The sequence below is a fragment of the Chryseotalea sp. WA131a genome (assembly GCA_025370075.1).
Lineage (GTDB): Bacteria > Bacteroidota > Bacteroidia > Cytophagales > Cyclobacteriaceae > ELB16-189.
In genome coordinates this window covers 146862-168221 of sequence record CP073016.1, presented here as the reverse complement: position 1 = coordinate 168221, position 21360 = coordinate 146862, and the positions used below count along the sequence as shown (strand labels likewise).

Here is a 21360-nt window from a genome sequence, read left to right as displayed (position 1 = left end):
CAGCCCACAACAATGTATTTGCGTCAAGCGGGGTTGACGCGTAATCCAACGTTTTCGTATCTTTAATGCGTTCGGTGTCGGGGACACCACGCGGCTTCGAAAGCCCCGCTCGAACGCAAATACTCACGTTGTGTGCCATTCCACCCATCCCCGAGACGGGAATCAATTTTGATAGCTAACGTTTGGGGAAAAGTCGAAGAAAAAAATATAGCTTAGAGACGACAAAATGGGTACTGATAAATAACACTTTACAAAATGTTAATCAGAATTATGAAACAGATAAAAATTATTTGCATCTTAATCATTCTGTTCAATTGTTCGGACAGGGATAAAAGTCTATTCATCTCAGATAGTTTCGTAAATCTAAAGCAAAGAGAAGGACTGACAATAATAAAAAACTCTACTTTGGATACAATTAACCTATCTGGGGAATTTTTCAATTATCTGCCATACGATGCAACCCCATTCAAAGTATCAATTGCACCAAACCAAAAAGATACATTAAAATTCAATTTTGCATACCCAGATAATATTTATTTTGATAGCCCCCACTATTTGAGAATTTTTAATGGTCCAGGCAGGATATTGTATTGCGACATATCAAGTTTTGAATCTAAATCAGCAAACATTGCCTTCAGCGGTGACTTCTCGGATATCAATGACTACTTCTTGGCTTATCATAATCAAATGGGAAATCAGCTTGAACAAAATAGACCCTATTTCATAACAGGGGATACCTTGAAGGACTTTAATAAATTCCCCACGATAGCAGACTCAGTAAGCCGATTGAGTTTAACTTTTTTGTCCAAGTATGATAAGGCATTGCCAGATTGGTTTAGGAAACATGAGTCTTGGCGATTGAAGTATCTTTCAGGTTTTTTAAAGTACAACGTGCCTCTTACCAAGGAATTTTATGGTGGACAGAAGATTAATGTAAGTAAAGACTATTTTTCTTTTGCGCGTGACCTGCCTTTGGAAAGCCGGGATATGATTCTTAATACAGAATATCTATGGTACACACATTTTACTTTAAGGGAACAGACGAAAAACTTGATATCGACAGGGAAGTACGACCCTCAGATTTCACTTATTGATAGCTTGTATGGCTCAAAGGAAGTCGGGGATATTTTAAAAATGCAGAGACTATCTTTCATACATACTGAATCTAAACGTAAATACGATTCCCTTTATCAAAGTACCACTTTTTCAGATTTTAGTAAAAAGAAAATATTAGACTCTTTAATAAAAGCAAAATTCGGGTTACCACTTGTTGGAAAAACGGTACCACTAATTACCCTGATTGATAGGGAAGGAAAAAATGTTTCAATCATAGATTACAGGGGAAATTTTATAATCGTCAATTTTTGGGCAACATGGTGCGGTCCCTGTATTAAAGAGTTTCCTTATGACAATGAAATACATCAAAAATATAAAGAAAAAGGACTATTTGTAGTCAATATTTGCGTTGACTCGGACATAAATCAATGGAGATCAGTTTCAAAAGTAAAAAATCTGACAACAATCAACCTCTTTTCATCACCTGACCAATATAAGTCTATAAGCAGGGACTTTGACATTAACAGTTTGCCAAAAAGCCTACTACTAGACAGTAATTCATTCGTATTGGATAATAATTTTAGACGCGCCAGTTTACTAACGCTGGACGACCTTAATGGGATTATAAACAGACAGAAGAGATAACGGCACACAACACTGTGCTTATGCAATAGCGGGGTGACGTGTTGTTTCTTCGCTTTGTTTTCTTAATTTCGTTCTGCTTGTGGGACAGGCCGCAGTTTCAAAATCCCGCTACTGACATAAGCACAAATCGTTATGCACAATACCGTGGACGTCCCTTGATATTGACAGTGTTACTATTCAACTATTCTTGCCGACAATGCATCATCTGAAGGTCACCTAAACCTTGGAGAATGAGATTGACGTTTCTTGTATTACTTGCGACATTGCTTTTTATCACTTGCGCTCTTTCACAGCGGACGGATAAAAAGGTAAAGAGAACTGAGCAGAGAAGTTTTTTAATGCTACAGAAAAAGAATAAGAACAAGAACGTATTTTATGAAAAAGGCGATATTATTTCTTTTCAAGTAAAGGGACGGAGATTAAAAATTACTGGACAAATCATTGATTTCAAAGACAGTGTTATCGTATTTCAAGGCTACGAGGTTAAAGTTTCTGAAATCAAATGCCTTTACATTGACGAAAAGACAAAATGGTGGTTAAGATATAAAATTGCTCAACTATCATTTATAACTGGGACGGGTTATCTAGCGTTGGACATCATCAATACGGGAAAATTAAACCGGAACACAATGGCGGTGAGCGGATCTATTGTTGGCGTTGGACTTCTTGCAAAATTGTTGATAAGCAATAAGATAAAGATCAGGGGACGGACTAAACTACGAGTATTGATTTTGTGACGAAGAACAGTTTAGGGATTGGTACTGTGCATAACAAAAGCTTATTGCAAGCGGGCGGGACTGTGCGTCATTGAAGTTTGTAGTTCTTTATTTATCTTTATCTCGTTTGACAGGGCGCAGGTTTTAATTGCCCGCCAGCAATAAGCTAAACGTTATGGCCAATTTGCGGGACGAGTGTGCGTCCCCAATTTCGCTGACGATTAGTTAGTAGACGACTGACTTCTGTTCGTTGACAATTCATCAATATTCCGCGGACTTTGCTTCAAACGACTGAATGAAATCTAAAAATTGAAGCCGCACTTGTTTAAACTTTTTTCCTTCGGTGACATTTTTCTTCGTGGACGACTCGCCTCGGAATCATTTGCAATCAGACGACCTTTCACACGACAACTCTCAGCGACACTTTCTGGCGGACGACCAAACTCTTTCGCTGGACGACTTACTCGCAGACTTTTCGGTAGACGATATTTTCTTTTGCTCGGTCGACATTAAAACCTGAGCTTGGTTGCAAACTGGCCATAACACTAGCTTGCAGAAAAGCGGGCGGAGTGTGCGCTAGGAAAGTTCAGTGCGTTTCATTTATTTTATCACGTGGGAGAAGGCGCAGGTTTTAATTGCCCGCCTTCTGCAAGCCTCACGTTATGCGCAAGCCCCGCGAACGCGCAGGATTTTGAAACCGCAAAATGAAATTCATCCCGCGCCTTTGCTTACTTGTTTTGCAGCTTTTCAAATTGGTTCAGCATTGCGTGGGGACGGTGACGCGGTCGACAATTTCTTCACTGCGCCACGCTTCACCGCTCCGGGACAGGGACGCAGGCGCACCCGCCACGTTGGACGGTTTTTCGTCCCCTGAACAGTTTCTGGGGCTGTTCGCATAACAAAAAGTTTATGCCAGCTGCGGGGTGGTTGTGGTTATTCGGTTTGTTTTTCTTAATTTAGCTCGGCCACGTGCGACAGGGACACGCTCCGAAGACCGCAGCCGTCACAAACTTAGCCGTTATGGCCAATTTGCGGGACGAGTGTGCATCTGAAATTTCGGTGACGACAAATTAGTTGACGACTGACTTTTGCTCGCTGACAATTCATCAACTTTCCGCGGACTTTGCTTCAAACGACTGGCGGGAAATTTAAAAATCAAAGCGCACTTGTTTAAACTTTTTTCCTTGTGGACATTTTTTGCTCGTTAACAACCCGCCTCGGAATTATCTGCAATTGGACGACCCATTCTCGCGGGACAACTCTTAGCGACACTTTATGGCGGACGGCCAAAACTCTTGCGCTGGACGACTTGCTCGCGAGACTTCTCGGTTGACATTTTTTCTTTTGCACGGTCGACATTAACACCTTAAGCTCGGTTGCAAACTGGCCATAACACAGGCTTGCAGAAAAGCGGGCGGAGTGTGCGTTAGGAAAGTTCAGTGCGTTTCATTTATTTTATCTCGTGGGAGAAGGCGCAGGTTTTTAATTGCCCGCCTTCTGCAAGCCTAAACGTTGGCTGCAAGTTTTCCTGGACAACACGGAGAGTAAACTATAAACCAAAAACTAACTATGAAAAATTATCAATGTAAAAAATGCGGAACTCATTTAACAAGTGACAAATCACCAAGCAGTTTTAACTGCCCTGACGGTGGCATGCATCAATGGACAGACCTTGGAGAAGTCGGAGTAAATAATTATCAGTGCAAAAAATGCGGCATCCTAATTAAATCGAAAAACTCCCCGTCATCATTTAATTGCCCTTCAAGCGGTACGCACCAGTGGACAAAATTGTAAATATGAATGATAAACTTTTCGAGCTATATTCTTCCAAGTGGCACAACCTATGTTCGGCAGTGAAACAAATCAATGACGAAGATGGACTCGAAATAAAGCCAGCAAATCCATTGCTCCTTCAGGTTGATAAAGAAGAAGATTTTGTAATGGCAGACATCCGTGTGGTGATTTATGGCCAAGAGACAAATGGTTGGTATGGTGACTTTATAGCTGACATTAATCCAATCTTAGATTGTTACGACAAATTCTTTAACAGGGGAGAATGTTGGAGCTACGGTGGACAATTTTGGCTTGGATTCAGCAAATTTTGGAAAATGCTCGAAGCAAAATACCCTGAGAAGAAAATTCGTTTCATTTGGAATAATATTGTGAAGATCGGTAAGTCAGGCGACAAAGGATTTCCCCCCGACTATATCTACGAGATAGAAAGAAATTATTTTTCTGTAGTCAATGACGAGTTACAAATTCTTAAACCTAACCTTGTTCTCTTCTTTAGTGGACCTAATTACGACAGCATTGTCAAAGACAATTTTGGACAAATAAAATATGAAGCACTTGCGCCATATTCTGAAAGGTGGTTATCTCAACTACAAATACCAAACGTGGACTTTGCATTCAGAACGTATCATCCGAATTTTTTATGGCGCAACGACATCGAAAGTTTTTTCAGGACTATAATTGACAGGACTAATTATTAAGTACAGAGAAAGAAAACCTGCAGCCAACAAAAGCTTGTGGCAAGCGGGCGGGACTGTGCGTCATTGAAGTGCGTAGTTCTTTATTTATCTTTATCACTGTGGACAGGACGAAGGTTTTTATTTGCCCACCTGCCACAAGCTAAACGTTGTGGGCAATGCTCCGAGACAGATGACAAGAATATTAACCCTTGGACTTTTCATTATTACTTTTTCATGTGGGACAAAAACCGACACGTGGAGAAATAAACCATTTGACTCATTAGACTTTGCAGAAAGAGACATTTTATCATACGACTCAGTTTATGGCGACTATATAAAATGGATTGGAACAAATTCCGACTCAGTGACTTGGGCGTTGTACCTTGACAAATCAAACAAGTTTGCAATAAAATCTTTTTTTGAGGACAAGTTGGGGTTTTTTACCAAAGTACCTGGGAACATTAATGCTTCAGGACAATGGACTAAGTTGAATGATAAGTTTCGATTGAAGTTTTACTATTCGTATAAAGACTTCTTTGACTCGTTGAAGAACGAAAGTATTCTTAAAATGGTGGACGAGGAGACAATTGAACTCGACAGAGAAGCATCGACAATCTGGATTATGAATACGGAGTGTAAACGAACAAAGTAACGGTTGACAGTCGCACAGCCCACAACAATGTATTTGCGTCAAGCGGGGTTGACGCGTAATCCAACGTTTTCGTATCTTTAGTGCGTTCGGTGTCGGGGACACCACGCGGCTTCGGAAGCCCCGCTCGAACGCAAATACTCACGTTAGGGGCGATTTGGGAATTAAGATCGTTCTTGAAAATGTGCAGGTGGCAACCCACCGCACGGCCGACCGCGCGGCCCGCAGGCCTCGCAGGAAAAAAACTCATCAACGATCACGACTTCTGGCGTCCTCCGTTCATCCTGACGAAGCCACGGTCTAGTGCGCTCCTCCCGCACGTGGGAAGACGAGAAACCGCCCCTAACATTGTGTGGGCGCAAGTTGTGGGGTTTGCTGTTGGAAAGTTTGAATTTATTTAGTTAATTTATTTCGTGGGAGGGGTGTGAATGTTTTTATCAACCTGCGCCCACACGTAGCCGTTGGCAGTAATAGGGCCCGGACATTTTTGTCATCTAACGGGTGACATTTTACTAACAAAGATTCCCCACGTGGACAGTGAACGATTTCGGGACAACTTGGACTTTGAAAAAACGTGGGATAGAACAAAAATAATACAGCCGACCCTTCGCATTTTTAAGAAGAGTCGACCTCCGAAAGTTCACTCTCATTTGGCACATGCCATAGCCGCTCAAGCCCACCGCGACACCAAAGCTATGGCAAGAGCCAAATCCTACCACACCAAGGACACTAAAAAATAAGAGACAAGGATATTTTCGGTATTTTAGAAACCTAATTCATAGAGAAGGTAGATAAATACCAGATAAAGAAAATCCTAAATCAAGTAAGAAATAATGTTTTTTTCATTCAGCCCTAAAAGCTCCGTACTATTATTATTTTTTTTGCATGGGCTAATCTTCTCTATTTTACTTTTTTTAAAGGGTTTAAAAGCAGAAGACAAACCAAGCACTTGGCTCAGCTTATTTACACTGCTATGCTCTCTGTATATCGCGCCTTTTATGTTGGGATATGCAGGTTGGTACTCAAGAGATGTTTATAGAGACATTCTATTTTACACCCCATTTCAGCAATTATTTTTGCTACCACCTATTCTATATTTTTATTATAAAACGCTGCTTGACAAATCGTTCATTTTCACTAGGCGTGATTACTTACATTTTGTACCAGCTACACTCTATCTAATTTACTCTATTGTCGTTTTTCTGACTGACAAAGTAATTTATAATGAATACTATTTCTATGATGATGGCAAAGACAAAGATTTTTCAATCTGGTATCAAATTGCGGGGCTACTATCATTAACTTACTATTTGATAAAAAGTCTCAAAACTTATAATGAATATAAGACGCTAACATACAATAGTATAAGCTTTGCAGAGTCTGTTATGTTTAAATGGGCTCAACGATTTTTAATAGCATTCTTGATACTGATAGCCATCAGAATTTTATTCTTTATCCTAAACCCCGAGTGGGATGAATTTGGAAAAAAGTTCTGGTATTATTTATGCTTTTCAGTACTATTCTACTACATATCAATAAGTGGTTATGCAAACTATATATTTTCAATCACCGCTTTTAATGGGTTGAAAGCAAATTCTGATTCCAGTCTAAAATCTGAGCTCATTGAAGACATAAAAACTTACAACCAGTTACCTAACAGAGATAGTGATAAGCCATCAGAAGAAAAAGTTGAAATACCGGACTTAAATAATTGGAAAGAAAAGGTTGAAAAACTAATGCTTGTTGACCAGATGTATAAGAATCCGGAACTTGTGATATCAGACCTAAGTAACAAATTAGGTACTCACTCCAAGAAAGTATCGCAAGTAATAAACCAAGGATTCAATTTGAACTTCAACGACTTTGTAAATCTCTATAGAATAAAGGCATTAATGCAAAAACTTGAAGAGAGAGAACATGATATTCAAACATTATTGAGCCTTGCTTTTGAATGTGGTTTTAACTCAAAATCAACATTTAACAGGGCTTTTAAACGTTACACAACCTTGAGTCCAAAGGAATATATTCAAAAACACTACCCAAAGTAGGTGTCAAATCAGGATTTAGGGCGAATTGAACTTTGCCAAAGTGCAGATTTGCGCAAAAAAGAAAGAAAATGAGATTGCTATTAATGCTACTTTTAATTTGTTGCTATAGTGTTTCCCCTGCGCAAACCGAAAACACTTATACACTAAACCAAATAAAGCGACTTGACTCCATTGCGACACAGGACGTCCCGAAGGGCGCACCTGGAATTGCAACTGGGATTGTTAATAATGGAAAAATAGTTTACGAAAGGGTCGCGGGATATGCCAATTTGGTTGACAGCACTTTGATTACAAGAAACACACGGTTTAACATAGCGTCCAACGGCAAACAGTTCACAGCATTAGCAATTCTTGTTTTGATTGACGAGAAAAAAATTAGCCTAACAGACGATATAAGAAAGTATCTGCCGACTATCTATCCTAGACAGAATTCAAAGATTACAGTTGAAAACTTACTTAATCATACAAGCGGCATCAGAGACGTTTATGATTTATGGTCATTGAAGGGATTGACTTGGTGGGAACATTCATTTACCAATAAAGATGCTTTGGAACTAATAGAGAAACAGCAGGAATTAAACTTTGATCCCGGCTCAAAATATTCATATAGTAACACTAATTATATTCTATTAACGGCAATTATAGAAAAAGTTACAGGAATATCTTTTGTTGCCTACACGAATGACTTGTTCAAAAAACTAAATATGCCCAACACGTCCTTTGAAGACAACTATAAAAATATTCGTGGACCATTAGCAAAAGCTTATTTCAATTTTAACAAATGGACAACTTATAATTGGATTTGGAATGCCTGCGGTGATGGGAATATTTTCTCAACATTGGCGGATCAACTTCAATGGGAACAAATTCTTCAGGGAAGTACAGATAACAATATCAAAAGACAGATATTAGAAAGGAGCCAACAATTGACTGACAACTCAACAATCAAGAATTATGGTTATGGACTAGAATTTGGCACATACAAAGGACTCGATTATAAATTCCACGAAGGAGCTACAGGAGCATGGAAAGCCACGGTTATTAGGTTTCCCAACAAAGAGACTTCTATTATAACACTCACAAATACAGGTAAATCAACACCAAACACACAGACACGCCAAATGGCTGATGTCATTTTTAATCTAAACGCTGATGCAACCTATGTTATAACCAAACCAGACAAAGTGGGCAGTTTTGTAAGTGATGAAGATATGATTGGAATATATCTAACGGAGGATAATTTTACTTTTCAATTTGAGAAACGAGAGGGGAATTTATATTTGAAGCGTATTGGACGCAACGATGTACAACTAGAACGAGAAGCAGATAACATTTTGCATCAAACTTATGACCCGGACTTTAAGCAAGAGTTTAACAGAAATGAGAAAGGAGAAATGACAGTCACTGCCTACTATACTTCTCACTCACCCTATACCTTGACAAAGTCCAATAGCGACTGGACAGGTTACAATTATCAGGCACTAAATGGGAAATTTATAAATTCAGAAACTAACGTAGCAATAAAAATTAAATTTGTAGGCGACAAAAGTTATAATATTAAAGCTGGCAGTCAAAGAAGTACCAAGGGGCTTTTAATCTCACCAACAAAGTTACTAGTTGACAATTATGTGCTTGACATTGACAATGCGAGTGCACCAAAAATGTTTTTGTTGAGTGCCGACAGGATTGAAAGAGTTAAATTCCTCAGACAGGACTAAAACAGAGCCCTCGTGAAATGATAAGACCTAAATCGCACACACTTTGGCAGGCCACACGTCCGACCCGCATCCAAGCCAGCCAAAGAGTGTGCTCAGTGTCGTGTAAGTGGAAAATGTTGTCAATGAAAAATGCCCCACCGCACGACTGACTAATGAAGAGTGGTGTAACATTAACGTGTGACGAAAGACACAGCTTCGAATGAAGTGAGGAGAAAGGCTCTACTACTGCCAACAATGTATTTGCGTCAAGCGGGGTTGACGCGTAATCCAACGTTTTCGTATCTTTAGTGCGTTCGGTGTCGGGGACACCACGCGGCTTCGGAAGCCCCGCTCGAACGCAAATACTCACGTTATGCCTCATTCTATAATGACCGACCCGAATTCAATAACATAAAGCAAAAGGCTAACCAAAATGTAAACACTTGGCTTAATGAAAATAACCAATGAAATTCTACACGCCATTATTCATTGCAACCAAAAAGCCTTTTTAAAAAAGGTTCAGGAAAATCTATTACCTAAAACAGAATTTCAAACTGTTTTTGAAACACTAAAACAAAAACAACAATCGGTAATCCAAACAAAGCTTTCATTAGATTCAAATTTCCACAATATTGATTATTCGTCTGATTTAAAGTTTGAAAAAGGGAAAATACAACTTCAAATTTCATTCAAAAACACGGAAGTAGATTTAAGATTGGACGGAATTTATTACAACCAGAGAAACAGTTTTACACCTATTCTTATTTCTCCGTTTGAGAAAGTCCAAAAATCTGATAAACTATTCATTGCGTTAGAATCCCATTATCTAAAACAAAACTTCAATTTCAAAATTGAGGAAGCCAAAATAATATTTGGCAATCAGCAGAAAAGCACAAAAGTAAAATTGAGCAACCTAGCAAAAGATATAAAGAGAGCCATTACTACGATTGAACAAATCAAAAAAAGTAAAACACCTCTCTTATTTTATAAAATCAGCCATTGTCAAATTTGTGAGTTTAACCCTATATGTTCGGAAAAGTTAAAAGAAAGAGATGATTTGAGCCTTTTAGGAAATTTAAAACCCAAAGAAATTGAACAGAAAAACAACAGAGGTATTTTTTCAGTAAAGCAGTTATCGTATACTTTTCGACCAAAAAAAAATCCATACCGAAGACGTAAGTTTCTTCCTGAATTGAAGGCATTGGCAATTCGGGAACAAAAAATTTTTATCCAAAAGTTGCCTGAACTAGAGAAAAAAACAACTAAAATATTTTTTGATATTGAGGGAATTCCAGACAGAGATTTTTATTACTTGATTGGAGTAATCGTCAAAACGGAAAATTTAGCAACAGAATACTCGTTTTGGGCAAATGATGCTACCGAACAACAAGATATTTTCATACAATTCATTGATTTGATGAACACTCAAAATGATTTTATTCTTTATCATTACGGTTCTTATGAAATTCAGACTTTAAAACGAATTGCCAAGAAACTTCCTTCGCTCTATCAAAACAGAATAAATAAAATCATTGAAAACTCGTTCAATGTGCTTACACTATTTTCTAACGATATATACATTCCAACATACACCAACGGATTAAAAGATATAGCAAACTATTTGGAATTTAATTGGACAGACGAAAAAGCATCGGGACTGCTAAGCATTATTTGGAGGTATAATTGGGAATTGAATCCAACAAGCAACCTGAAAGAAAAATTGACGACCTATAATATTGAAGATTGCAAGGCATTGATAAAAGTTCAGGAATGGCTTATTTCACTTTCCGAAAATAATGACAAAACGGTTTTAGCAAATAGTATTAAACAGCAAAATATTTTCAAATGGGGTGTAACTGTTTTTGCTCTTGAACATTTTAACGAAATCAATGCAAAAGCGTATTTCGACTACCAAAGACAACATATTTTTCTACGAACCGAACGAAAAGTTTATACAGCCATTTCTAAAACCAAACAAACTTCAAAGCAATACAATCGCATTGACAAACGAATCAACCTATTTCCTGATAAATGTATAAAATGCAATAACAAAGACATTAAAATAATCAGAAGTAGCAAAAAGCCACAAATCGATTTGGTATTTATGAAGTCGGGAATAAAGAAACAAGTCATAGAATATCAAGGTGGAGCATACTTTTGCAAAAAATGCAGAAAAAACTTTATGGTAGAGGATATGAGAAGATTGCCAACCTATGGACATAATTTAATGTTGTGGTCGGTGAATCAAAAAATACAATATAAACTAAGTACAGAGAGTATTGTAAATGTGTTAAAAGACTCTTTCTCTATAAAGTCATCTGCAACCCAAATGACACGTTTCAAAGAAATTATTGCCACAAAATATGAAGAAACGTACAATGAAATTATCAAGAAAATGAGCCAGTCAAAACTTATTCATATTGATGAAACCATTGCCCGAATTAATGAAATTGATGGATATGTATGGGTTTTTGCAAATTATGATAGCGTTTATTATCAATTCAGGGAAACACGAGAACCTAATTTTTTGAAAGAATTATTACAAGATTTTAAAGGTGTTTTAGTTTCTGATTTTTATACAGGATATGATTCTATGGAGTGCGAACAACAAAAATGTTTAGTTCATCTGATTCGTGATTTGAATGAAGATTTTATGAAACATCAATTGGATGAAGAATTTAAACAGATAATATCAGAATTTGGAAACCTTCTAAGGAATATAATTGCAACTATTGACAAATATGGTTTGAAAAAAATTCATTTGAACAAGCATAAAAAAGAGGTAGAAAAATTTTACAAGAAAGTCATCTTACAAGAATTTGAATCTGACTTAGCCATTTCATATCAAAAACGATTTATCAAATATAAAGAAAAATTATTTTTGTTTTTAAATCACGATGGCATTCCTTGGAACAACAATAATGCAGAACACTCTATAAAGCCATTTGCTAAATGGAGAAAAAAAATCAGTAAAAGCCTTACAAAGAAAAATATAGAACATCACTTGATTTTACTTTCTATACTTCAAACCTGCAAATATCAAGGGCTAAATTTCTTTGAGTTTTTAAAATCTGGCGAGAAAAGCATTTATGAATATTCAGAAAAGTAACCGTTTCAACATTTATAGAAACATCATTCTCAATTCGTTTCCTTGTCGCAAATATTTACTAAATTTGCGACAAGATTAAAGAGTAAAAATGTCAAAAAGCATTGAAATACAAGTATTAGACCAGATAAAGCGAAGCCCAAGAGGAACACTTTTCTTTGTGGACAGTTTTACCAAAATTGCCAACACCAAATCGGCAAACAAGGCATTGGAACGCTTAGTAAAATCGGGAGAAATAGAACGAGTTGCACAAGGTATTTATGTTCGACCTGTAATTGATAATTACATTGGAAAAGTATTTCCGAGCATTGAGCAAATTGCGTTTGCCATTGCGAAAAGGGACAGAGCAACCGTAATACCGACAGGCAGTTATGCAATGTATAAATTGGGTTTGACAATGCAAGTTCCTTTAAATATTGTTTTTTATTCCGACACTTCAGCACGAAAAATCAAAATCGGGAAACAAACCATTACATTTAAAAAAGCGAGCTCTAAAAACTTGGCGTTTGTTGGCGAAATCAGCACATTGACAATTCAGGCATTGCGGACAATCGGCAAAGACCAAGCAACAGCCGAAGAAATAAAACAGATAAAGAAGATTTTGAAAAATGAAAATCCAAAACACTTGCAACACGATTTGCAATTAGCACCTGTTTGGATTCGAAAATTGATGACAGACAATGAATAAGTTCACACATTTACAAGAATGGTTTCAGCTACCCGATGAAACCAAAATCAGATTGTTTACAGAAACAAGCCGACAAATCGGCTTGCCTTCTTCATCAGCCGCAGAAAAAGATTGGTGGGTAGTACATACCTTATCCGTGATTTTCTCAATGGATTGTGCAAACGCCTTGATTTTCAAAGGTGGAACTTCGCTAAGCAAAGGTTGGAACGTTATACACAGATTTTCAGAAGATATTGATTTGGCATTAGATAGAGAATTTCTTGGTTTTTCGGGCGAACTCACAAAAGGCGAAATCAGAAAACTTAGAAGAAAATCGTTTCAATTTATCTCGGAAGTTTTTACCGAAGAATTGAAAAATAAATTTGTCGAATTGGGTTTCAAAGATCTAACCGTAAAACCTCGAGAAGTAGAAAATCACGACCAAGACCCTTTAATTATTGAAATCTATTACAACAAACTCACGGAAACAGACACATATCTGAAACCCGGTGTTTTAGTTGAGGTGGGTAGCCGTTCATTAAAAGAACCGTTTACGCAAAGAACTTTCGGAACATTTATTTCTGAAATCTACACAGATAATCCTTTTACAGACAAACCAATAACAATTCCTATTGTAAATCCTGAACGGACATTTTTAGAAAAGATATTTTTATTGCACGAAGAATTTCAGAAACCGTTTGGTAAAATACGAGTTGAACGTCTTAGTAGACACCTTTACGACATTGAAAAACTTTGCCAAACTGAATACGCAGAAATTGCATTGCAAGATAGGGAACTATACAACACAATCGTAAGACATCGTAGTAAATTCACAGCTATTTCAGGAATTGATTATGCAAAACATAATCCTGAAAACATTAAATTTATTCCGCCCGACTCCATCATAAAAATGTGGAAAGCTGACTATGAAGAAATGAAAGGGAGTATGATTTACGATAACCCATTAGATTTTGATCAACTTATAAACAGACTGACTGAATTGCAAAAGCGAATAAATGCAATATAACGATAACCTTAACTGACGATGATACTGACGAAAGAAGAACGAAGGCATAACAGGCGTTTGGCAAAAAAGCGGGTTTAGTGCTTAATTGAAGCTTTGTGCTTCGTGTCAAGTTCAGTGCTGACAGACAGTTTAGTTCTTCGAAATCCGCTTCTTCGCCAAGCGCCAAACCGTTAGGGGCGATTTGGGAATTAAGATCGTTCTTGAAAATGTGCAGGTGGCAACCCACCGCACGGCCGACCGCGCGGCCCGCAGGCCTCGCAGGAAAAAAAACTCATCAACGATCACGACTTCTGGCGTCCTCCGTTCATCCTGACGAAGCCACGGTCTAGTGCGCTCCTCCCGCACGTGGGAAGACGAGAAACCGCCCCTAACATTGTGTGGGCGCAAGTTGTGGGGTTTGCTGTTGGAAAGTTTGAATTTATTTAGTTAATTTATTTCGTGGGAGGGGTGTGAATGTTTTTATCAACCTGCGCCCACACGTAGCCGTTATGGCCAATTTGCGGGACGAGTGTGCGTCCCCAATTTCGCTGACGATTAGTTAGTAGACGACTGACTTCTGTTCGTTGACAATTCATCAATATTCCGCGGACTTTGCTTCAAACGACTGAATTAAATCTAAAAATTGAAGCCGCACTTGTTTAAACTTTTTTCCTTCGGTGACATTTTTCTTCGTGGACGACTCGCCTCGGAATCATTTGCAATCAGACGACCTTTCACACGACAACTCTCAGCGACACTTTCTGGCGGACGACCAAACTCTTTCGCTGGACGACTTACTCGCAGACTTTTCGGTAGACGATATTTTCTTTTGCTCGGTCGACATTAAAACCTGAGCTTGGTTGCAAACTGGCCATAACACTAGCTTGCAGAAAAGCGGGCGGAGTGTGCGCTAGGAAAGTTCAGTGCGTTTCATTTATTTTATCACGTGGGAGAAGGCGCAGGTTTTAATTGCCCGCCTTCTGCAAGCCTCACGTTAGGGGCGATTTGGGAATTAAGATCGTTCTTGAAAATGTGCAGGTGGCAACCCATCGCACGGCCGACCGCGCGGCCCGCAGGCCTCGCAGGAAAAAAAACTCATCAACGATCACGACTTCTGGCGTCCTCCGTTCATCCTGACGAAGCCACGGTCTAGTGCGCTCCTCCCGCACGTGGGAAGACGAGAAACCGCCCCTAACATTGTGTGGGCGCAAGTTGTGGGGTTTGCTGTTGGAAAGTTTGAATTTATTTAGTTAATTTATTTCGTGGGAGGGGTGTGAATGTTTTTATCAACCTGCGCCCACACGTAGCCGTTGGGCGTCATGCGCCTAGAGACGCACATTAAATGAATTATTGATAAAAAAAACCAGAATAATGAGAATTGTTTTCAGAGCACCGATTTTAATAACTTTATGTATTTTGACAATTGTGCGTTGTGGAAAACCTGACTGCGTGAATACAAATCAGATTTTTAAGGAGTATAAGCCTGACCAAATTGAATATCAAAACGAAATCGTAAAATTAATGGAGTTAGAATATGATAAAATAGACTTTTGGCTTAATAAATACTTAAAAAATGAAAAAGGAGAATTTATCGACATACAAATTTCAGGCGACAAAGTCTGTGCTAACGCACTTGTTCGTGTGACCGACTGGACAAAAATGGAAGGAATTCAAAAAACACAAGGACATGCTTATTCGGGAGCGGAGCTAGTTGGACTAAAATTTTCATTAGAAAGAGATTCAATCGACACTTATTTTTTGTATAAAGACATAACGAAAGTTATTGACTACGATTAATTGCGCGGAGAAATGCACGAACGCCCAACAATATATTTGCGCCAGGCGGGGTTGACGTGTAGTTCAAAGTTTTGTTATCTTTATTCCATTCGGTGTCGGGGACAGGACGCGGTTCCAAATTCCCGCCCGATCGCAAATATTAACGTTGTGCGCAAGCCTTCAGGACAGATTAACAACAGACTTATGAGAATATTGATTACTATCACGCTATTGACGGTTTGGTTGACTGCAATAGGACAAACTTCTATTGACACTGAATCAAAGTACACTCGTTCGGACGTAAAAGGAGTAATAATTCAAAACAGCTTACCAAAAGGTGGACTAAAATATACTGACGAAAAAGGTAAGGTGTACATTTATGCTGTATTTTGGACTCGTATAATAAATGAAACAGATAATCCTTTTACATTAACGATTGATTTTCCTGCAGATTCACTTGAGCTTGCATCTTCAGCAGGACGATACTTTAAACTTTTGCTTCCTTCTGATACAATGACACTTGAGAAAGAAAAATTATTTAATTATGGTCTATCAGATTTAGAATTCTTTTTAAATAAAAATATAAGAAAAAAATCTTCATTAAAGAAAACTATTAATCCAAAGGAATCAAATGCATTTTATATCGTGACACTCTTCAATAGAGGGGTAGATGGTACATTACGAACAGGGTTTACTTTAAAAGGGGAAAATCTTTTTTATAGAATTAACGACAAAGAAATTCATTGTGGAAAGATTAATTTCAAAAAAATATGACTTTAATAACCACAGGACTTAATAGTAGGCCAGCGCACAACAAAAGCTTATTGCAAGCGGGCGGGACTGTGGGTCATTGAAGTTTGTGGTTCTTTACTTATCTTTATCTCGTTGGACAGGGCGCAGGTTTTAATTGCCCGCCAGCAATAAGCTAACCGTTGGGCGCAAGCCGTTAAGGACAGACAAGTGATAAACGATTTAGAGAAACATATAACCTTTGACAAGCCGCACATTTACTGGCGTTTTGACGACAAGTTAGACGTCCTAAACAAAATCAAAGTCATTGACGAAGCAGCAGCGAGTTTAATTTGGGACAGACTTAATACGGGCAATTTTATTACGGACTACGCACTTAACAAGGACAGGTTCGATACTTTTGAAACAATAGAGTTTGCCGACAATTACGACTCGGTAACTAAAAGATTGAAAGAATTAGCGCAAACAAATGACAACATTGTGTTGACTTGGTTTTCAGCGCAACATACTCTTTTAATCGACTTGAAAACATTTACAGACAATTGGGACGACTTCTTTTATCCTTCATCGGACGACCTTGTTGTTATTCATAAGAACTGGGACTGGATAATTTATATTGCTCACTTTGAATCATTTCAGATTGGACAAGGAATAAAGACCAAGTGATAATGGCCAGCGCCCAACAAAAGCTTATTGCAAGCGGGCGGGACTGTGCGTCATTGAAGTTTGTGGTTCTTTATTTATCTTTATCTCGTTGGACAGGGCGTAGGTTTTAATTGCCCGCCAGCAATAAGCTAAACGTTGGCTGCCATATCAAACGACAAAGATGAGAGACTTAAATTTAGTAGTAACAAAAAAATTCTTAGTTCTAATTCTTAGCTTGTCATATTTAAGCTCATACGGGACATCAAAAGTCCTTATTAAGGCAAATATTCTTCGAGGCGAGAGGTTCGTGACAGCTAGGACATCCGCAAGGGACATTGAAGTCAAAGTAAGCGAAGTCTTTGAGAAAAAGGGATTTGAAATTGTGACCAAGATACAGTCTACCGGAGATATTCTTTTGGTGGACTTTTTTGTATATCAATTTCCTGCACAATTTCCTGCGGTTACCATCACGATTAGAACACAGGACGGAATCCACTACATTGATCAAGAATTTAGGAAAGTTTTCATTGACAGAGAATTAACAAATCAGAATCTGGCCATAGAACTCGCTGAACGGGTACCGCATGAAATCAATAAAGACGAAGTGTACAAAGTTGGTATTGGAAATTTAATATCAACAAATAATGCAAGTAATTCCATGCTATACACCGGTAATTCAAACTATTATTCAACGATAAAGTGGAAGGATGACAATAACGTCCCATTTATTTTGCCTAGTGACTTGGGACTTTACTTGTTTTATGCTTCCAATTTCACAGGACTAAAAAATAAATTAGCGCGTGGACCGATTCTATTAAAACTAAGAATAAATGATTCAGCTCGCTTCGAACATGTCAACGCCAATTCCCTTTTTAATCTGGACGAAAATCAAAAAAATAGAATTCGAGAGTTCATAGACTCGTTTCCTTTATGGTTGACAGATACTGAAGTTGAAGATATTGAAATAATGTACGGATTAAAGTAGCCGAAGACACGCATGTAGATACGGCAGCCAACAATGTATTTGCGTCAAGCGGGGTTGACGCGTAATCCAACGTTTTCGTATCTTTAATGCGTTCGTTGTCGGGGACAAGGCGTGGCTTCGGAAGCCCCGCTCGAACGCAAATACTCACGTTGGCGGTCATGCTTCACGGGACATCACAACGACTAGCACGACTAGCAACTCGGGAAGACAGATGAAATGAAGAATAAGAAAATTAACTTGATAATTTTCGACTGCGATGGTGTCTTAGTTGACAGCGAAGAAATTAGTAACAGAATCCTGCTTGAAATGACAAAAGAATTCGGACTTGTTATGTCAATGCAAGAAGCAATAAGGAATTTTAGCGGTAGGAGTTTTAAAGACATTCTCCAACAAATCGAAAGTAAAATTGATGGGAAATTGACTTCGGACTTTGAAAAGGAATATCGAATTCGAACTTATTCTGCCTTTAAGACGGAATTAAAACCAATTAAAGGTGTAAAGAAATTCATTGAGGATTTATCAATTCCGTATTGCGTGGCGTCAAGTGGACCAGTAGAAAAAATTAAAAATAATTTAACCGTAACTGGACTTTATAAAAGGTTCGGTGACAATGTCTTTAGTTCTTATCAAATCAATAGTTGGAAGCCTGAACCCGATATATTTCTTTATGCGGCTAGAGAAATGGGATTTTCGCCAGCCGAATGTATTGTAATTGAAGACAGTAAAGCGGGGGTCGTTGCAGCAAAGCAAGGTGGTTTTAACGTTTTTGGTTTTGCCAACCAAAACAATTCAAAATTATTGGCGGACGAAGGAGCGATAGTCTTTTACGACTTTGAAGAGCTACCAAAAATATTAAACGCGAGACACTTTAGCTTTATTGCCACGTCAAACTTTGGCTGACGTAAAAGCAAATGCGCCAGACAGAGTGGAAAAAGCACGAACCGCCAACAAAATGTTTCTTCAATGGTGCGGTGAGGTGTAATCCAAAGTTTATATCTTCGTTCAACGTTTTGTGTCGGGGACAGGGCGCGGCTTCGGAAGCGCACCACTGAAGAAACACAAACGTTAGCAGCAAGCGCATTTGGACAATGACGACAGACAGAAATAAGAGAATTAAAAGCATTGGAAACTTTTTATCGACTTACAACTCGGATTTAAACTACATTCGACAATTTCAAAACTTTAAGAGCGACAGGCTGACAACGGCTGACTATTTAAAAAAGTCAACGGGGACTTTTTATCAGTTCTTGATTGAATTTCGAGTAATGAGAAATGTAAAAAAAGAAAAGGTTGGAGAACTTTTGACTGAGACGAAAACATGGATTGCTGGCTCGGCCGCCATTAACGTGGACAAATTTGCTCGACATCTTTGCGACCGTGGACTGACTCATGAAAAAATCATGACTTCGTTGTCATCAAAAATATCATTCCTTAATGACCCTTGGACAATCTTCCCTTTCGACAACTTAGCTAAGAAATCTTTGGGACAGAGGACTAATATTTACTCCGACTACATTCCGAGGATGGAAAAATTCAAGAAAGAGAATTTGGACTTTGCTATCGAGACATTTGAGTCGATGAAAACCTATTTAAACGACATTGAATCGAGTTATAAGAACGACCTTCGAGACCTTGAAACAATTCGACTAAATAGATTCATTGACAAGTTGCTTTGGACTGGAGTAAAAAGTGAGGACTAAATGCACCAGCTGCTAACAAAAGCTTGTGGCAAGCGGGCGGGACTGTGCGCCATTGAAGTGTGCAGTTCTTTATTTATCTTGGCGTGTGGGACAAAGCGCAGGTATTAAATTGCCCGCCTGCCACAAGCCAAACGTTATGGCCAATTTGCGGGACGAGTGCTACTCCATAATTTCGGTGACGACAAATTAATAGACGGCTGACTTCGACCCGCTGACAAATCCATAAACATTGCGCGGACTTTGCTTCAAACGACTGACGGGAAATTTAAAAATCAAAGCCGCACTTGTTTAAACTTTTTTCCTTGTCGACATTTTTTGCTCGTTAACGACTCGACTCCGAAACATTTACAATCGGTCGACCTGTTCGCACACGACAACTCTTAACGACATTTTATGGCGGACGACCAAAACTCTTGCGCTGGACGACTGGCTCGCGAGACTTCTCGGTGGACATTTTTCCTTTTGCACGGTCGACACTCAAACCTTAAGCTCGGTTGCAAACTGGCCATAACACAGGCTTGCAGAAAAGCGGGCGGAACGTGCGTTAGGAAAGTTCAGTGCGTTTCATTTATTTTATCTCGTGGGAGAAGGCGTAGGTTTTAATTGCCCGCCTTCTGCAAGCCAAACCGTTAGCGGGCATTTTAAAGATAGACCTACATGATAATCAAGACAAAAATAAATCCTGACACCATTAAGAATTTGGACATAGGACAATTAGACGAGCTTGTTTATAACAAAGCGAGCGACATTTACTTAGGGACATTTGGTGAGAAATTTAAAGACACAGAAAACGACAATTTGTTAAAAGCTGTACTTGCGACATCCGTGTTGGACGCTGAAGTTAGAAATGGTGGGTTTGACCAATTTTTTTTAAATTCAGACGACTTAACCGATTCAGCCTTAGTCGGTCTTAAGGAAATTAGGGCGGACAAACACCTAGACATATTAAATGAAGCAATAAAGATTTTTAATGAACAGAAGGAACAATTCGTTGAAGAAAGAAATCCTAACTTGACGCCCTGTGACGATAAGTATTATGAACTGGACGACATTGATCCCTTAAGACAAAAATTCGTGTTTGACAATATTGAAAAGTTTATGGACTAAAAAACGCCCGCTAACAAAAGCTTATTGCAAGCGGGCGGGACTGTGCGTCATTGAAGTTTGTAGTTCTTTATTTATCTTTATCTCGTTGGACAGAGCGCAGGTTTTAATTGCCCGCCAGCAATAAGCTAAACGTTATGGCCAATTTGCGGGACGAGTGTGCGTCCCCAATTTCGCTGACGACTAATTTGTATACGACTGACTTCTGCTAGTTGACAATTCATCAATATTCCGCGGACTTTGCTTCAAACGACAGACAGGAAATTTAAAAAGTCAAAGCCACACTTGTTTAAACTTTTTTCCTTGTGGACATTTTTTGCTCATTAACGACTCGCCTCG

General features: G+C 38.5%; 18 protein-coding genes. All 18 read left to right on the top strand.

The window, feature by feature from the left end; genetic code table 11:
- The first annotated feature begins 270 nt into the window (after window positions 1–270).
- The 18 genes from KA713_00745 to KA713_00660 all read left to right on the top strand — a co-directional run bounded on the left by KA713_00745 (window position 271) and on the right by KA713_00660 (window position 21024).
- Entirely contained in the window at window positions 271–1701 is a 1431-nt protein-coding gene (locus tag KA713_00745; protein ID UXE67165.1) for a TlpA family protein disulfide reductase, read from the top strand.
- A gap of 338 nt (window positions 1702–2039) precedes the next feature.
- Window positions 2040–2438 carry a hypothetical protein gene (locus tag KA713_00740; protein ID UXE67164.1) on the top strand — a complete coding sequence of 133 codons (399 nt, stop codon included), beginning with the start codon at window positions 2040–2042 and terminating at the stop codon, window positions 2436–2438.
- Window positions 2439–2760: 322 nt separating this feature from the next.
- A complete protein-coding gene (locus tag KA713_00735; protein ID UXE67163.1) occupies window positions 2761–2937 on the top strand; it encodes a hypothetical protein in 177 nt (58 codons plus the stop codon).
- Window positions 2938–4213: 1276 nt separating this feature from the next.
- Window positions 4214–4909 (top strand): hypothetical protein, encoded by a 696-nt coding sequence (locus KA713_00730; protein ID UXE67162.1) that lies wholly within the window; start codon window positions 4214–4216, stop codon window positions 4907–4909.
- Window positions 4910–5078: 169 nt separating this feature from the next.
- Window positions 5079–5540, top strand: a complete 462-nt coding sequence (locus tag KA713_00725) for a hypothetical protein (GenBank protein UXE67161.1) — start codon at window positions 5079–5081, stop codon at window positions 5538–5540.
- Between the two features lie 830 nt (window positions 5541–6370).
- Complete coding sequence (locus KA713_00720; GenBank protein UXE67160.1) at window positions 6371–7585, top strand: AraC family transcriptional regulator; 1215 nt, start codon at window positions 6371–6373, stop codon at window positions 7583–7585.
- A 68-nt stretch (window positions 7586–7653) separates the two neighbouring features.
- Window positions 7654–9303, top strand: a complete 1650-nt coding sequence (locus KA713_00715; protein UXE67159.1) for a beta-lactamase family protein — start codon at window positions 7654–7656, stop codon at window positions 9301–9303.
- A gap of 430 nt (window positions 9304–9733) precedes the next feature.
- Window positions 9734–12391: an IS66 family transposase gene (locus KA713_00710; protein ID UXE67158.1), complete on the top strand. Its 2658-nt coding sequence runs from the start codon at window positions 9734–9736 to the stop codon at window positions 12389–12391.
- Window positions 12392–12479: 88 nt separating this feature from the next.
- Entirely contained in the window at window positions 12480–13076 is a 597-nt protein-coding gene (locus tag KA713_00705) for a type IV toxin-antitoxin system AbiEi family antitoxin domain-containing protein (protein ID UXE67157.1), read from the top strand.
- On the top strand, window positions 13069–14082 hold the full coding sequence (locus KA713_00700; GenBank protein UXE67156.1) for a nucleotidyl transferase AbiEii/AbiGii toxin family protein: 1014 nt from the start codon (window positions 13069–13071) through the stop codon (window positions 14080–14082). Before KA713_00705 ends, KA713_00700 begins: the two co-directional genes overlap by 8 nt.
- Window positions 14083–14738: 656 nt before the next feature.
- On the top strand, window positions 14739–14915 hold the full coding sequence (locus tag KA713_00695; protein UXE67155.1) for a hypothetical protein: 177 nt from the start codon (window positions 14739–14741) through the stop codon (window positions 14913–14915).
- Between the two features lie 517 nt (window positions 14916–15432).
- Window positions 15433–15858 carry a hypothetical protein gene (locus tag KA713_00690; GenBank protein UXE67154.1) on the top strand — a complete coding sequence of 142 codons (426 nt, stop codon included), beginning with the start codon at window positions 15433–15435 and terminating at the stop codon, window positions 15856–15858.
- Between the two features lie 183 nt (window positions 15859–16041).
- On the top strand, window positions 16042–16611 hold the full coding sequence (locus KA713_00685; GenBank protein UXE67153.1) for a hypothetical protein: 570 nt from the start codon (window positions 16042–16044) through the stop codon (window positions 16609–16611).
- A gap of 186 nt (window positions 16612–16797) precedes the next feature.
- Window positions 16798–17253 (top strand): hypothetical protein, encoded by a 456-nt coding sequence (locus KA713_00680; protein UXE67152.1) that lies wholly within the window; start codon window positions 16798–16800, stop codon window positions 17251–17253.
- Window positions 17254–17413: 160 nt separating this feature from the next.
- A complete protein-coding gene (locus KA713_00675) occupies window positions 17414–18217 on the top strand; it encodes a hypothetical protein (protein UXE67151.1) in 804 nt (267 codons plus the stop codon).
- Between the two features lie 216 nt (window positions 18218–18433).
- On the top strand, window positions 18434–19117 hold the full coding sequence (locus KA713_00670; protein ID UXE67150.1) for an HAD family phosphatase: 684 nt from the start codon (window positions 18434–18436) through the stop codon (window positions 19115–19117).
- A gap of 188 nt (window positions 19118–19305) precedes the next feature.
- Window positions 19306–19917: a hypothetical protein gene (locus KA713_00665; GenBank protein UXE67149.1), complete on the top strand. Its 612-nt coding sequence runs from the start codon at window positions 19306–19308 to the stop codon at window positions 19915–19917.
- A 657-nt stretch (window positions 19918–20574) separates the two neighbouring features.
- Window positions 20575–21024, top strand: a complete 450-nt coding sequence (locus tag KA713_00660; protein UXE67148.1) for a DUF4375 domain-containing protein — start codon at window positions 20575–20577, stop codon at window positions 21022–21024.
- The last annotated feature ends 336 nt before the right edge of the window (window positions 21025–21360 follow it).

Excerpts from the sequence above, each read along its gene's own strand:
- KA713_00670 (UXE67150.1), top strand. The coding sequence starts at position 18,434 with ATGAAGAATAAGAAAATTAACTTGATAATTTTCGACTGCGATGGTGTC.
- KA713_00705 (UXE67157.1), top strand. The coding sequence starts at position 12,480 with ATGTCAAAAAGCATTGAAATACAAGTATTAGACCAGATAAAGCGAAGC.
- KA713_00745 (UXE67165.1), top strand. The coding sequence starts at position 271 with ATGAAACAGATAAAAATTATTTGCATCTTAATCATTCTGTTCAATTGT.
- KA713_00740 (UXE67164.1), top strand. The coding sequence starts at position 2,040 with ATGCTACAGAAAAAGAATAAGAACAAGAACGTATTTTATGAAAAAGGC.
- KA713_00700 (UXE67156.1), top strand. The coding sequence starts at position 13,069 with ATGAATAAGTTCACACATTTACAAGAATGGTTTCAGCTACCCGATGAA.
- KA713_00665 (UXE67149.1), top strand. The coding sequence starts at position 19,306 with ATGACGACAGACAGAAATAAGAGAATTAAAAGCATTGGAAACTTTTTA.
- KA713_00725 (UXE67161.1), top strand. The coding sequence starts at position 5,079 with ATGACAAGAATATTAACCCTTGGACTTTTCATTATTACTTTTTCATGT.
- KA713_00730 (UXE67162.1), top strand. The coding sequence starts at position 4,214 with ATGAATGATAAACTTTTCGAGCTATATTCTTCCAAGTGGCACAACCTA.
- KA713_00685 (UXE67153.1), top strand. The coding sequence starts at position 16,042 with ATGAGAATATTGATTACTATCACGCTATTGACGGTTTGGTTGACTGCA.
- KA713_00690 (UXE67154.1), top strand. The coding sequence starts at position 15,433 with ATGAGAATTGTTTTCAGAGCACCGATTTTAATAACTTTATGTATTTTG.
- KA713_00675 (UXE67151.1), top strand. The coding sequence starts at position 17,414 with ATGAGAGACTTAAATTTAGTAGTAACAAAAAAATTCTTAGTTCTAATT.
- KA713_00710 (UXE67158.1), top strand. The coding sequence starts at position 9,734 with ATGAAAATAACCAATGAAATTCTACACGCCATTATTCATTGCAACCAA.
- KA713_00720 (UXE67160.1), top strand. The coding sequence starts at position 6,371 with ATGTTTTTTTCATTCAGCCCTAAAAGCTCCGTACTATTATTATTTTTT.
- KA713_00660 (UXE67148.1), top strand. The coding sequence starts at position 20,575 with ATGATAATCAAGACAAAAATAAATCCTGACACCATTAAGAATTTGGAC.
- KA713_00715 (UXE67159.1), top strand. The coding sequence starts at position 7,654 with ATGAGATTGCTATTAATGCTACTTTTAATTTGTTGCTATAGTGTTTCC.